Here is a 13,214-nt window from a genome sequence, read left to right as displayed (position 1 = left end):
TTCCCCGCCGCCGGCTGTCGCCACCGCGGCTTCCGCCGCGGCCACGGTCGCGGCCCCCGTCGCGCGCGCCCTCACGGCCGCCGCGGCGGCGTCCGCGGCCTTCGTCCGCAGCCTCGCCGGGCTGCCATTCCTCGGCACCTTCCAGCTGGACCAGGGGGATCTCCATGCCGAGCATGTTGACCACGCCGGCCAGATACTTGTTCTCCTCTGGCAGCGCCAGCGTGAAGGCCTTGCCGCTGCGCCCGGCACGGCCGGTGCGGCCGATGCGGTGGACGTAATCCTCCGGGTTGGAAGGCACGTCGAAATTGAACACATGGGAGACCGCCGGGATGTCCAGGCCGCGCGCGGCGACGTCGGAGCACACCAGAATTTCCACCTTGGCGTCCTTGAACGACTGCAGGGTCTCCATGCGCACCGGCTGCGCCATGTCGCCATGCAGCGCGGCCACCGAGAAGCCGTGTCGCTCGAGCGAGCGAAACACCACGTCGACGTCGCGCTTGCGGTTGCAGAACACCAGCGCGGACTTCACGCCCTCGGAGCGGATCAGGCTGCGCAGGGCAGCGCGCTTTTCCTTGGCGGCGCCGCGCAGCTTGACCAGGCCCTGGGTCACGGTCTGCGCGGCCGAAGCCGGCGGATCGACCGAGATCGCCTTGGGGTTCATCAGGAACTTGTCGGCCAGACGGCGGATCTCCGGCGGCATGGTGGCCGAGAAGAACAGCGTCTGGCGGATCTTGGGCAGCAGGCCGACGATGCGCTCGACGTCAGGCATGAAGCCCATGTCGAGCATGCGGTCGGCCTCGTCGATCACCAGGATCTTCACGTCGGCCAGCAGGATCTTGCCGCGCTCGAAGAGGTCGATCAGACGGCCCGGCGTCGCGATCAGCACGTCAACGCCGCGATCCAGCTTCTGCTCCTGGTCCACGAAGGAGGAGCCGCCGATCAGCAGGGCCATCGAGAGCTTGCCGTACTTGCCGTAGAGCTCAAAGTTCTCCGACACCTGGGCCGCCAGCTCGCGCGTCGGCGCGATGATCAGCGATCGCGGCATGCGCGCGCGGGCGCGGCCGCTCGACAGGATGTCGATCATCGGCAGGGTGAAGCCCGCCGTCTTGCCGGTGCCGGTCTGGGCGCAACCCAGAACGTCGCGACCCATCAGGACGACCGGAATGGCCTTTTCCTGAATGGGGGTCGGTGTGGTGTATCCCACGTCCTGAACGGCCCTCAGGACCTCTGGACTCAGTCCAAGATCTTCGAACGTCATGCAATCCGTATTTCAGTTTGGAGTAACTTAGTCGATTGAACTCATGGCAATCGAACTTGGCCCGGATAATAGGAATTGGGCTTCGATTGTCAATGATAACTGGCGGTTAACTGCCTAAATTATTAGCCGTCTCGCCTTTGCGGCCTCAGCCGCACAATATTGTTGCTCAATGGCGAGACTTATATGGTTAACCTTCCAATAAGCAAGATGGTCCCACCGGTGCCGAATATCAAGGAGCCCATGATGGGCAGCGGCCTCGTCGTCATCGATGTGCAGGAACGCTTGGCCCCGGCCATCGCCGGCGCGCCGCAGGTGACGGCACGCATTGCCGCGCTGATAGAAAAAGCCAAAGAAGCCGGCCTTCCGATACTTGCGACCGAGCAGTATTCGCGTGGGCTCGGCGCGACCGTGCCGGCGCTGCGCCACCGGCTGCCGGCCGGCGCCGTGGTCGAGAAGATCCATTTCGCGGCGGCGCGCGAGCCGGCCTTCGCGCGGGTCCTGCGCACGCACGGCGTCCGCCACGCGGTGATCGCCGGCATGGAAGCCCATGTCTGCGTGCTGCAGAGTGCGCTCGGCCTTTTGGCCCAGGGTCTTGCCGTCACCCTGGTGACCGACGCGGTCGCGTCACGCGCCGAACTCAACCGTGACGCGGCCCTGGCGCGGTTGGCCCGTGCCGGCGCGCGGCTCAGCGACAGCGCCGCGGTCATGGCGGCGTGGTCGGCGCGGCAGGCAGGCTAGGCAACCGGGGGCGCTCAGTTGCCGGGGCGCAGGGAATCGCCCACAATGGCCATCCTCCCCGTGGGTTACCTCTTGATCCTTCCGGACCGTGATGAGCGATAAGACACCCCTGGCGCTGCTGCCCGGCCTGCTGTGCGATGCGGCCCTCTGGCGGCCGCAGGTCGACGCCCTGGGCGACATCGCCGACCCCTGGGTCGCCGACCTCACCTCCCAGGAGTCCATCGCTGCCATGGCCGAGAGCGTGCTGGCGGCGATGCCGGAGCGCTTCGCGCTGGCCGGGCTTTCCATGGGCGGCTATGTGGCGCTGGAAGTCATCGCGCGGGCACCTGAGCGGGTGAGCCGCCTGGCGCTGCTCGACACCCGCTTCCAGACCGACGGCGACGCCGAGAGCGCACGCCGCCGCGGCCTCATCGAGTTGGCCGAGAAGGGCGAGTTCAAAGGGGTGACGCCGCGCCTGCTGCCGCTGTTCATCCATCGCGACCGCCTGGGCGATGCGGAACTCGCCGGCACCGTCACCGCCATGGCCGAGCGCGTCGGCAAGGAGGCCTTCATCCGCCAGCAGCGCGCTATTTTGGGGCGCCGCGACCACAGCGCCACCCTGGTCGCCATCCACGTGCCAACCCTGGTGCTCTGCGGCCGCGAGGACGCGCTGACGCCGCTGGAAGACCACAAGGCGATGGCCGCCGGCATCGCCGGGGCGCGGCTGGTGGTGATCGAGGACTGCGGCCACCTGGCCACCCTGGAACGGCCGCAGCCGGTCACCGCGGCGCTGCGGCGCTGGCTGCAGGCGGAAGACTAGGACTGCGATCGGGAGGGCGTGCTCAGCCGGCGGCGCGGCGTTCCCCATCGCCCTCGGACTCGTCGTGAGTCAGGTCGACGGTCGAAACGGTCTGCGCCAGGTTGAGGGACTCGGTGAAGGAGACGTGCTCTTCCTCAGGTGCCGGCGCCCGCATTTGCATGCGATAGAGCGCGAAACCGGCGAGGCAGAGCTGCACGGCGGCGGTCATGCCGAAGAGAGCGTCGGCACCAAAGTATGACGTCAGCGTGGAGGCGACGATCGGACCGATCACGGCGCCGAGCGCGAAGACGAGAAGCAGGCCGCTGGCCGCCTCGACATAACCGTCCGCTTCCACGTAGTCGTTCATGTGGGCGACCGAGAGACCGTAAATCGGAAACGCGAACAGCCCGAAGAGAAAAGCCAGCGCCAGCAGCCCGTCGCCCCAGGGCGGCGCCCACAGCACGAAGAGCATGCCCGCCACCGCCGAGCCGCAGGCGGCGCCGATGATGACCCGGCGGCGGTCCATCTTGTCGGAGAGCCGTCCCAGCGGCCACTGGCCGAGGGCGCCGGCGATCACCGCCACGCTCATGAAAATGGCGACGCCCCAGCTGTCCGCGCCCTTGTTCTGGGCGAAGACCGGCGCCAGCGCCCAGAACGAGCCGTTGGCGAGGCCGACGGCGAGGCAGCCGACGACGCCGACCGGCGAGAGCCTGTAGAGATGGCCGAGACGGATCTTCACCGACCGCAGCGGCGCCGGTGCCTCGGCCTTGGTCAGGGCCACCGGCACGGCGGCGAGCGACACTAGAATCGAGGCCAGGATGAAAAGCTGGAAATTCTCCGGCCGGTCGAGGCCCAGCATCAGCTGGCCGATGGTGATCACGGTCAGGTTGATGATGGTGTAGAGCGAGAACACGAAGCCGCGCGTGTCGTTGGTCGACTTTTCGTTCAGCCAGCTCTCGATGACCATGTAGAGCACGGCGAAGCAGAAGCCGGTCATCGCGCGCAGCAGCCACCAGAGATAGGCGTTGAGGAACAGCGAGTGCACCAGCACCACGCAGGAGGCGATGGCGACCAGGGCGGCGAAGGTGCGGATGTGCCCGGCGCGGCGGATGAGCCGCGGCCCGTAGAGGCAGCCGCTGGCAAAGCCCAGGAAGTAGGCCGAGCCGAGAATGCCGATATCGGTGGCCGAGAAGGCTTCCAGATTGGCACGCACCGGCAGCAGGGTGCCCTGCAGGCCGTTGCCCATCAGCAGCAGCGCGACGCTCAGCAGCAGGGCGGTGATTGGGGCGAAGGCGGCGGTCATTACCCGCCGCTCTAGCACATCCGCGGCGCAACGGCCACCGCGCGTGGGCTCTGGTCGGAAGGAGCACGCTGGCCAGTGCCGGTTTCCCGGCCTGTCATCCCGGCCAAGCGAGCTTGCGAGCGCGAGCCGGGATCCACGGAGAGGCCAGGCGCTGACCTCGACATCGGCAGACCTGCCGGACGTTGTGACATCGCTTTGCACCGCTGGGAACCCGCCCCTGCCATGGGCCCCGGATCGCGCTCGCTTGCGCTCGCTTGTCCGGGGTGACAATGGAGAATTGGAAAGCGGCCGAGGAACTGTCCACCTAGACGTCCAGTTCGTGGACGAAGCGGGCGTTTTCCTGGATGAAGGCGAAGCGCAGTTCCGGCTTGCGGCCCATCAGCTGCTCGACCAGGTCCGAGGCCTTCTTCCCTTCGGCGGCCGGATTCGCATCGCCCTCGGCGGCGATGGTGACCCGCAGCAGGGTGCGCTTGCCCGGGTCCATGGTGGTTTCTTTCAGCTGCTTGGCCGGCATCTCGCCCAGGCCCTTGAAGCGGCTGACCTCGATCTTGCCGCGGCCCTTGAAGCGCGAGGTCATGAACTTGTCCTTCTCCGCATCGTCCATGGCGTAGACGCTCTCGCTGCCCTGGGTCAGGCGATAGAGCGGCGGCTGCGCCAGGAACAGCCGGCCGCTTTCGATGAGCCCCGGCATCTCGCGATAGAAAAACGTGATCAGCAGCGAGGCGATGTGGGCGCCGTCGACGTCGGCGTCGGTCATGATGATGATTCGCTCGTAGCGCAGCTTCTCGGGATCGAAGCTGCTCCGCATGCCGCAGCCGAGCGCCAGCGCGATGTCGGAGATCTCCTGGTTGCCTTTCAGCTTGTCGGCGGAGGCGCTGGCCACGTTCAGGATCTTGCCGCGCAGCGGCAGCACCGCCTGGGTCTCGCGCGAGCGCGCCTGCTTGGCCGAGCCGCCGGCGGAATCGCCCTCGACCAGGAAGATCTCTGTGCCGGACGACGAACTGCGCGAGCAGTCGGAGAGCTTGCCGGGCAGGCGCAGCTTGCGCGTCGCTGTCTTGCGGCTCTGCTCCTTTTCCTGGCGCCGGCGCTGGCGCTCGTCGGCGCGCTCGATGACGCGCTCCAGCAGCAGGCGCGCGCGCTCGGGATGCGCCGTCAGCCAATGGTCGAAGTGGTCCTTGATCGAGGTCTCGACCAGCTTGGTGGCGCCGACGCTGACCAGCTTCTCCTTGGTCTGGCCCTGGAACTGCGGATCGCGGATGAAGACCGACAGCATGGCGCAGGCGCCGCCGCACAGATCGTCGGCGTTCACGGGGCCGGCTTTCTTGTTGCCGGTCATGTCGGCATAAGCCTTGAGGCTGCGCAGCAGCCCGGAGCGCAGGCCGGCCTCATGGCTGCCGCCCTCGGGCGTGGGCACGGTGTTGCAGTAGGAACTGAGGAAGCCGTCTTCGTCGAGCGGCCACGAGATCGCCCATTCGACGCGGCCCTGCTCGTCGGGAAACTTCGCTTCGCCGACGAAGGGCTCGGGCGTCAGCGTCTTGCGCTGATCCAGCGTCGCGGAAAGGAAATCCTGCAGGCCGTTGGGGAAGTGGATGCTGTCCTTCTCCGGCGTCGCGTCGCCTTTGCCCAGCAGGCTCTTGTCGCAGCTCCAGCGAATCTCGACACCGCGGTAGAGATAGGCCTTGGAGCGCGCCATGCGGTAAAGCCGGGCCGGCCGGAACTGCGCCTCCTTGCCGAAGATCGCGGGGTCGGGATGGAAGGCGATCGTGGTGCCGCGCCGGTTCTTCACCGGGGCGCCCTTCGACAGCTTGGAAGTCGGCGCGCCCTTGGAGTAGCTCTGCACGTAAAGCTTCTGGTCGCGCGCGACTTCGACGGTGAGTTCATCGGAGAGCGCATTCACCACTGAGACGCCGACACCGTGCAGGCCGCCGGAGGTGGCGTAGGTCTTCTGCGAGAACTTGGCGCCGGAGTGCAGGGTGGTGAGGATGACCTCCAGCGCCGATTTCGGCTTGTACTTCGGGTGCGGGTCGACCGGAATGCCGCGGCCGTTGTCGCTGATGACGACCCGGTTGCCCGGCTGCAGTTCGATCTCGATGCGCGAGGCATGGCCGGCGACGGCCTCGTCCATGGCGTTGTCCAGCACCTCGGCCACCAGGTGATGCATGGCGCCTTCGTCGCTGCCGCCGATGTACATGCCGGGGCGCCGGCGCACCGGCTCGAGGCCTTCCAGGACCTCGATGTCCTTGGCCGAATAGCCTGATTGTTTGCCGGAAGACTTTTTGGAGGAGGATTGAAAGAGGTCCGCCATCTTGGCCTGTGCTATGAACGAAGCTGAGGGTCCGGCGCGGTCGGGAAGGGCTTCCGCAAGCGGCCGAATCGGGGCAATGGAATCGCCTATCGAGTAGCGTATCTTATCTGAAGCCCCGATATCTAGTTAGCGAGAGGCCCCCTGTCCATGCCTTACTTGTCCCCCTGTTGCCGTGCCGCCCATGCCCGCTGATCCCGCCACCGAGGAATCCGCCCGGCCGCGCGGCACTCTGGCGACCCGCACTCTGGCGATGCCGGCCGACGCCAATCCCAACGGCGACATCTTCGGCGGCTGGGTGCTGTCGCAGATGGACATTGCCGGCGGCATCACCGCCGGGGCGAGGGCGCGCGGGCGCGTCGCCACCGTCGCGGTCGACGCCATGGTGTTCCACCGGCCCGTTTACGTCGGCGACGTGCTTTGCACCTATGCGGACATCATCCGCATCGGGCGCACCTCCATCGCCATCCATATCGAGGCCTGGGCGCTGCGCGGCAGCTTCAGTGACACGCTGCCCCATGCCCATGTGAAGGTGACTCAGGGCACCTTCACCCTGGTCGCCATCGACGATAACGGGCGGCCGCGCCCCGTGCCGCCGGAGGAATAGGAGACTCGCAGATGCCCCGGCGCCTGAAAGGCCCGCTTGCCGCTGCCCTCGCGCTCGCCCTGTTGCTGCCGCTTGGTGCGGTCCAGGCCGGCGAAGCCGACGTGGTCGGTGCCGAAGCGGCGCGCGAGAGCGACGGCACCTGGCGCTTCAGCGTCACCGTGCGCCACGCCGACGAAGGCTGGGACCATTACGCCGATCGCTGGCAGGTGGAGACGCCGCAGGGGCGGGTGCTGGGGACGCGGGTGCTGCTGCACCCGCACGAGGCCGAGCAGCCGTTCACCCGCTCTCTCGGCGGTGTCGTCATCCCGCCGGAGGTGACCGAGGTCGTCATTCGCGCGCACGATTCGGTGCACGGCGACGGCGGCAGGACTTTCCGCCTGACGCTGCCGCGCTGACGGTCCGCAAGCCGGCCGGCCGGTTCAGGTCGCGATGGCCCGCCACAGGCGGAAGGGCGCACCGGGCTCCTCCCGCGCCACCCAGCGGTAGGGCAGCTTGCGCCAGGGCAGCACGCGGGGCGTGAGGTTGTCCATGACGTAGACCCCGTTGTCGCTGTGCACCAGCAGCACGGCATGACCGCGGCCGCGGTCCAGGCGGCAGGCGCTGAGGGTGAGGGCGCCGCGCGGGAAGCCGTACTGCTGGGTCAGCACCGACAGCTTGCGGATGGCGTAGTCCTCGCAGTCGCCTTCGCGCCCGCCCACCTCCCAGACGTCGCGCGTCCGGTCCTCGCGGTAGCGGATGCTGGCATTGATTTCCTTGTTCACCTGGATCAGTTCCGCAGCCTGGCGAACGGTGAGCCTGACCGGTTTCAGCGGAGAACCGGCGGGGTCGAGTTCGGGATGCCGGCGCAGGAGGGCGAACCACGCCGCGGGTGCCGGCACATAGTCCCCGGCCGACATCGGGGAGGAGAGGGGCAAGGGGCCGGGCAGGCCGGTCATGGCCGCATGGGCCGTGGCGGGAACCGCAGCACCGGCTGCCAGGCCTCCAAGGCTGAAAAGTACGCTACGTCGCGAAAGCACTATCTACTCCAAACATGATGAAGATGTTTGGTTGTTTATAGTGCGGCGCTTGCCAGCAGAGGTTAATTTGGAGGGGTAGTCTGTGGTCTATAAATCGAGCAAAGGAGAGACAAAGGAAATATTTTAACAGAAGCTTTACGATTTCGCAAAAGTTGATCAGTCTCGGATATATTCGCGCCAGTAATACTAGCACGATACCAATTTAAGTAGTCTATACTTTAAGTCTAATACGTGGACAGGCCATGCCACTCATAAGCGAAAAGGAAGGGCGGCGATCGCGTCTTCTTGGCGCGGCATAGCCCTGAAACCATGTGCTGCGCCGACGAAAAAAGCCCCGCCAGCGCGTCGCCGGCGGGGCCTTGATCGTTGAAAGCTGCCGCCCTTGTCCGGGCGGCGCGGCCGTCAGACCGAGTAGTACATCTTGTACTCGATCGGGTGCGGCGCGTGCTCGAAGGCGAAGATCTCCTCCCACTTCAGATCCATGTAGGAGTCGATCTGGTCGCGGCTGAAGACGTCGCCGGCAAGCAGGAACTCGTGGTCGGCTTCCAGGGCCTCCATGGCTTCGCGCAGCGAGCCGCAGACCGTCGGAACGCCGGCCAGTTCTTCCGGCGGCAGGTCGTAGAGGTCCTTGTCCATCGGATCGCCCGGATGGATCTTGTTCTTGATGCCGTCCAGGCCGGCCATCAGCATCGCCGCGAAGGCGAGGTAGGGGTTGGCCGTCGGATCGGGGAAGCGGACCTCGATGCGCTTGGCCTTCGGGCTCTCGCCGTAGGGGATACGGCAGGAGGCCGAGCGGTTGCGCGCCGAGTAGGCGAGCAGCACGGGGGCCTCGAAGCCGGGGATCAGGCGCTTGTAGCTGTTGGTCGAGGGGTTGGTGAAGGCGTTCAGCGCCTTGGCGTGTTTGATGATGCCGCCGATGTAGTAGAGGCACATCTCCGACAGGCCGGCATAGCCGTCGCCGGCGAACAGCGGCTTGCCGTCCTTCCAGATCGACTGGTGGGTGTGCATGCCCGAACCGTTGTCGCCGGACACCGGCTTCGGCATGAAGGTCGCCGACTTGCCGTACTGGTGGGCGACCTGGTGCACGACGTACTTGTAGATCTGCATGTGGTCGGCGGCGGTGATCATGGACTGGAACTTGGTGCCCAGTTCATGCTGCGAGGGCGCCACCTCGTGGTGATGCTTTTCGATCGCCAGGCCCATCTCTCCCATGACCTTCAGCATCTCGCCGCGCAGGTCCATCGCCGAGTCAACCGGCGGCACCGGGAAGTAGCCGCCCTTGATGCCCGGGCGGTGGCCCATGTTGCCTTCCTCGAACATCGAGCCGGTGTTGTAGGGACCTTCGTCGGAATCGATGAAGTAGAAGGTCTGGTTCGAGGAGACTTCGTAGCGCACGTCGTCGAACACGAAGAACTCGGCTTCCGGACCCCAGTAGGAGGTGTCGCCGATGCCGGTCGACTTCAGATGCTCCTGCGCGCGCAGCGCGGTCGAGCGCGGATCGCGGCCGTAGAGCTCACCGGTCGACGGCTCGATGATGTTGCAGAACAGGATCAGCTGCGGAAGGTTGCAGAAAGGATCGATCACCGCGGAGCTGAGGTCGGGTCGCAGAATCATGTCGGACTCGTTGATCGCCTTCCAGCCGGCAATCGACGAACCATCGAACATGATGCCTTCGTTGAGCGCATCTTCGTCGACCGCGTCCACGTGCATGGCGAGGTGCTGCCACTTGCCGCGCGGATCCGTGAAACGGTAGTCGACGTAGACGATGTTCTTTTCTTTGATCATCGCAAGGATGGATTTGGCGTCTGACATGGATGCTCTTTCCGTTTTTTCTCAACAGTGGTTTACGTGGACCGAGTTCAAGGGAGTCCGATGAACTGCGGCTGAAGTCTGTAACCCGATCCCCTGGTTGCGGCCCCTTGCGGGGCTGCGCGTGAAGCCGCGTGGGGAGCCGGCCTAAACGGCCGCGGCTCCGCGTTCGCCCGTGCGGATGCGGATGGATTCCTCGATCGCGCTGACGAAAATCTTGCCGTCGCCGATGCGTCCGGTGTGGGCCGCCTGCTGAATGGCCTCCACGGCGCGCTCGACGAGGTCGTCCTCCAGGACCACTTCCACCTTCACCTTGGGCAGGAAATCGACGACGTATTCAGCGCCGCGATACAGCTCCGTGTGGCCCTTCTGGCGCCCGAAGCCCTTGGCCTCGGTCACCGTGATGCCCTTGATGCCGACCTCGTGCAGCGCTTCCTTCACCTCATCAAGCTTGAACGGCTTGATGATCGCTTCGATTTTCTTCATTGCGTGTATGGGTCCTGTGTATCTGGCCGAATGACTGCTGGGCGTTTGTTGCTCGGTATCGTTCGCTGGCGAACCAGTGCCTCTCTTCGCCTAAGCACGCGGCGTGCCAACTGTCTGGCGATCGCCAAATCCTACAATATTGCCTCGCGGCGGCGCGGGCCACGCTGGGAAACACCCGTGCGCTGCCCAAATTGAAGGCAATTTGCACGCAAACCAATCATGCCGAAAGCGCCTCCCGATCGGCCAGGTAGCCGGCGACGCGCTCCAGCGCCGCGCGGATATTGTCCTGGGAGTTGGCATAGGACAGCCGCAGGTAGCCCTCGCCATGACGCCCGAAAGAGGTTCCGGCGATGGTCGCCACCCCGGCGCGCTCCAGCAGTTCGACCTCCAGGGACTTGGCCGGGATGCCGGTGCCGGCGATGTTGGGGAAGGCATAGAACGCGCCCGCCGGGTCGATGCAGGATACCCCCGGGATGGCGTTCAGTGCCCGGTGGATGAGCCGGCGGCGCATGTCGAAGGCGCTCATCATCTCGGCGACGGCGTCCTGCGGGCCGCGCAGGGCGGCGATGCCGGCGTACTGGGCGGCGGCGTTGACGCAGGAGTGGCAGTTGATGGCGAGACGCGTCGCGGTCTCGACCAGGGCCTTGGGCCACACCGCAAAGCCGAGGCGCCAGCCGGTCATGGCGTAGGTCTTGCTCCAGCCGTCCAGCATGATCACGCGGTCGCGGATCTCCGGGTACTGCAGCAGGCTGACGTGCTCGCGCCCGTCGTAGAGCATCTGGCTGTAGATCTCGTCGGAGAGGATGGCGATGTCCGGATGCGCGGACAGCCCCGCGACCAGTCGGTCGACCTCTTCACGCGGCGCGACGCCGCCGGTCGGGTTGGCCGGGCTGTTGAGGATGATCAGGCGCGTCTTCGGCGTGATGAGATCCAGCACCTCCTCGGCGGAGAAGGCGAAGCCGTTGGCTTCGCTGAGCGGGATCGGCACCGCCGTGGCGCCGGAGAAGTTGATCACCGACTCGTAGATCGGAAAACCGGGGTTCGGATAGAGGATCTCGGCGCCCGGCTCACCGAATATGAGCACGGCGAAGAACATGGTGACCTTGCCGCCGGGCACCACCACGACGCTGCCGGGATCGACGCTGACCCGGTGGCGCAGCTCCAGGTCTTCGGCGACGGCCTCGCGCAGCTCCAGGATGCCGTTGGCGGGCGTGTAGCCGTGGTGGCCGTCGCGCAGCGCCTTCACCGCCGCTTCCACGACATGCTCGGGGGTCTGGAAATCCGGCTGGCCGATGCCGAGATTGATGATATCCCGGCCCTGCGCCTCCAGCTGCTTGGCGCGCGCCAGCACCTCGAAGGCGCTTTCGGTACCCAGCCGTGCGACCGCGGCCGCGGTTTTGAGCATTGCCGCCCCCTCCCACCCCGTTCCTTGTGATCGGAGAATTGACCTCCCTGAACTGGGGCACACTAGGGCACAGGAGGCCGCCGCCGCAAGCCGGCAAACCGCCGCCGGGCGGCCGGGCGAGCCGGCGGCAGGACCGGAGAAGGGCAGGCGCAGCGCGCTCTTGACGGCTGCCGGCCGGAGGTCTAAACACGCCCATCCGGCGCCCCGCGCAAGGCCTCAAGGCCCCCCTTCAAGAGTGCCGGAAAATCTATGGTGGCTGTAGCTCAGTTGGTTAGAGCGCCGGTTTGTGGTACCGGAGGTCGTGGGTTCAATTCCCATCAGCCACCCCAAGCTCCCCCCTGCAAGTTCTCCTATACATTATGACGGCGGCATGAAATCTGCCCCGCTGTGCGGCTGCGTGCCGCCCCTCCGGTTGACAATCCGACCCCTCCGCCTATGGTTTAAGCACACCGAAAACACACTGCTGCGCCGGATTTTTGGGCGCCCATGATGCGATCATGGTCGTCTGCGCGGCATTCTGTGCGGCCGAATGCGCGTAGCCTCGAACGAAACAACCGGAGGATGGACCCATCACCAGCGACACGAGTGAAGCTTTTAAGGAGGGTCACGACGACCAGTCGGACACCATCGGCGGACGCATTGCCCGCGCCCGCGAGGCAGCCGGGCTGACGGTGGCGCAGGCCGCCCGCCGGCTCGGGGTGAAGACCTCGACGTGGCAGGGCTGGGAGAACGACCGCGCGGAGCCGCGCTCCAACAAGCTGCTCATGATGGCCGGAACCTTCAGCGTCAGCCCGACCTGGCTGCTGACCGGCTACGGCGACGGTCCGACCGAGGTGATCGAGGACGAGGTCCTGATCCTGCGCCAGGAATTGCGCTCGGTCGCCCAGGACGTCGCCAATGCGCAGTCGCGGCTGAATGCCGTGCTCGAGCGGTTGGAAACCTTCAATTCCTACCACCACGTCGAGCCGAACTGATCCCTCCGGCGACCGGCAATGTGCCGCAATGGCCAGGGAATTCTCACGAGGCTGCCCGGGCGAGGGGCGGTCGCGCCGTTGCGGTTGCCCGCCCGAAAGGGTTAACCGGGGCTTAAGAACAGCCCAAGTAAAAACCTTAACCTCTTCTAAACCATAGCGGCGCCCTCGCGTTTCACGTGAAACAGATTACTCATTCGTCAAGACATAGGTGAAACAAACCGTCATCCATGCAAGTAAAGAATATTGCGCAGAATAATCTTCCTCCGTTACTGACCCGGTAGTCTGGCGCGATTGGTGGCGCGGCCCTTTCGGCATGTCCGTGGCGGCCGGACGATTTGCGTTTCTGTGCGCGGCTGCGGCTTTTTGACTTCCCTGCGCCTAGGCCCGGGGCGGCGCCGGCGGCCGCGGCCAATAAAAGCCGGCCGCGGCGGCGGCGAAATCGCTGTCTTTACTTCGATGCCGGGCTATCACAAGGCGGGCCGGTCCCGTTAAGCTGCAGCGCGGCGGGCCGGCATTGCCCGCGGCAGGGAAAAGGCTG

General features: G+C 66.0%; 12 protein-coding genes and 1 tRNA gene. 6 read left to right on the top strand and 7 right to left on the bottom strand.

Translation table 11 applies throughout. The annotated features are described in order from the left end of the window. On the bottom strand, window positions 1-1,258 hold a 1,258-nt coding region (locus tag WDC82_RS20020), incomplete at its 3' end, for a DEAD/DEAH box helicase (RefSeq protein WP_340119164.1). 219 nt (window positions 1,259-1,477) lie between these two features. On the opposite strand from WDC82_RS20020, the gene WDC82_RS20015 reads away from it, so the two are divergent. Beyond that, entirely contained in the window at window positions 1,478-1,996 is a 519-nt protein-coding gene (locus WDC82_RS20015) for an isochorismatase family protein (protein ID WP_340119163.1), read from the top strand. 91 nt (window positions 1,997-2,087) lie between these two features. Then, entirely contained in the window at window positions 2,088-2,795 is a 708-nt protein-coding gene (locus WDC82_RS20010) for an alpha/beta fold hydrolase (protein ID WP_340119162.1), read from the top strand. A 22-nt stretch (window positions 2,796-2,817) separates the two neighbouring features. Here WDC82_RS20010 and WDC82_RS20005 read toward each other — a convergent pair whose 3' ends face one another. Both WDC82_RS20005 and parE read right to left on the bottom strand, forming a co-directional pair. Next, window positions 2,818-4,077: an MFS transporter gene (locus WDC82_RS20005; protein ID WP_340119161.1), complete on the bottom strand. Its 1,260-nt coding sequence runs from the start codon at window positions 4,075-4,077 to the stop codon at window positions 2,818-2,820. 304 nt (window positions 4,078-4,381) lie between these two features. Next, window positions 4,382-6,382: a DNA topoisomerase IV subunit B gene (gene parE / locus WDC82_RS20000; RefSeq protein WP_340119160.1), complete on the bottom strand. Its 2,001-nt coding sequence runs from the start codon at window positions 6,380-6,382 to the stop codon at window positions 4,382-4,384. Window positions 6,383-6,563: 181 nt separating this feature from the next. Between parE and WDC82_RS19995 the strand changes: the two genes are divergently transcribed. Both WDC82_RS19995 and WDC82_RS19990 read left to right on the top strand, forming a co-directional pair. After that, window positions 6,564-6,986, top strand: coding sequence for an acyl-CoA thioesterase (locus WDC82_RS19995; RefSeq protein ID WP_340119159.1), 423 nt, complete (start codon window positions 6,564-6,566; stop codon window positions 6,984-6,986). Between the two features lie 11 nt (window positions 6,987-6,997). Further along, a complete protein-coding gene (locus WDC82_RS19990) occupies window positions 6,998-7,381 on the top strand; it encodes a hypothetical protein (RefSeq protein ID WP_340119158.1) in 384 nt (127 codons plus the stop codon). Between the two features lie 24 nt (window positions 7,382-7,405). Here WDC82_RS19990 and WDC82_RS19985 read toward each other — a convergent pair whose 3' ends face one another. The 4 genes from WDC82_RS19985 to WDC82_RS19970 all read right to left on the bottom strand — a co-directional run bounded on the left by WDC82_RS19985 (window position 7,406) and on the right by WDC82_RS19970 (window position 11,702). Beyond that, entirely contained in the window at window positions 7,406-7,921 is a 516-nt protein-coding gene (locus WDC82_RS19985; RefSeq protein WP_340119157.1) for a transglutaminase-like cysteine peptidase, read from the bottom strand. 483 nt (window positions 7,922-8,404) lie between these two features. After that, window positions 8,405-9,814, bottom strand: coding sequence for a type I glutamate--ammonia ligase (glnA, locus tag WDC82_RS19980; protein ID WP_340119156.1), 1,410 nt, complete (start codon window positions 9,812-9,814; stop codon window positions 8,405-8,407). Window positions 9,815-9,958: 144 nt separating this feature from the next. After that, window positions 9,959-10,297: a P-II family nitrogen regulator gene (locus WDC82_RS19975; RefSeq protein WP_340119155.1), complete on the bottom strand. Its 339-nt coding sequence runs from the start codon at window positions 10,295-10,297 to the stop codon at window positions 9,959-9,961. Window positions 10,298-10,514: 217 nt separating this feature from the next. Further along, window positions 10,515-11,702, bottom strand: coding sequence for a pyridoxal phosphate-dependent aminotransferase (locus tag WDC82_RS19970; RefSeq protein WP_340119154.1), 1,188 nt, complete (start codon window positions 11,700-11,702; stop codon window positions 10,515-10,517). Window positions 11,703-11,954: 252 nt separating this feature from the next. Here WDC82_RS19970 and WDC82_RS19965 point away from each other — a divergent pair. Together WDC82_RS19965 and WDC82_RS19960 are read left to right on the top strand one after the other, a co-directional pair. Beyond that, window positions 11,955-12,031 (top strand) — tRNA-His (locus WDC82_RS19965). Window positions 12,032-12,271: 240 nt separating this feature from the next. Continuing rightward, a complete protein-coding gene (locus WDC82_RS19960; RefSeq protein WP_340119167.1) occupies window positions 12,272-12,676 on the top strand; it encodes a helix-turn-helix transcriptional regulator in 405 nt (134 codons plus the stop codon). Window positions 12,677-13,214: the final 538 nt, after the last annotated feature.

Source organism: Pelagibius sp. 7325 (assembly GCF_037652055.1).
Classification (GTDB): Bacteria; Pseudomonadota; Alphaproteobacteria; order Kiloniellales; family Kiloniellaceae; genus Pelagibius.
Note: the sequence above shows the minus strand (reverse complement) of the source record. Positions and strands in the feature narration are given on the sequence as shown.

Bases quoted from the DNA above. Each gene is read 5' to 3' on its own strand.
- WDC82_RS20010 (WP_340119162.1), top strand. From the start codon at position 2,088: ATGAGCGATAAGACACCCCTGGCGCTGCTGCCCGGCCTGCTGTGCGAT.
- WDC82_RS20005 (WP_340119161.1), bottom strand. From the start codon at position 4,077: ATGACCGCCGCCTTCGCCCCAATCACCGCCCTGCTGCTGAGCGTCGCG.
- parE (WP_340119160.1), bottom strand. From the start codon at position 6,382: ATGGCGGACCTCTTTCAATCCTCCTCCAAAAAGTCTTCCGGCAAACAA.
- WDC82_RS19995 (WP_340119159.1), top strand. From the start codon at position 6,564: ATGCCCGCTGATCCCGCCACCGAGGAATCCGCCCGGCCGCGCGGCACT.
- WDC82_RS19990 (WP_340119158.1), top strand. From the start codon at position 6,998: ATGCCCCGGCGCCTGAAAGGCCCGCTTGCCGCTGCCCTCGCGCTCGCC.
- WDC82_RS19985 (WP_340119157.1), bottom strand. From the start codon at position 7,921: ATGACCGGCCTGCCCGGCCCCTTGCCCCTCTCCTCCCCGATGTCGGCC.
- glnA (WP_340119156.1), bottom strand. From the start codon at position 9,814: ATGTCAGACGCCAAATCCATCCTTGCGATGATCAAAGAAAAGAACATC.
- WDC82_RS19975 (WP_340119155.1), bottom strand. From the start codon at position 10,297: ATGAAGAAAATCGAAGCGATCATCAAGCCGTTCAAGCTTGATGAGGTG.
- WDC82_RS19970 (WP_340119154.1), bottom strand. From the start codon at position 11,702: ATGCTCAAAACCGCGGCCGCGGTCGCACGGCTGGGTACCGAAAGCGCC.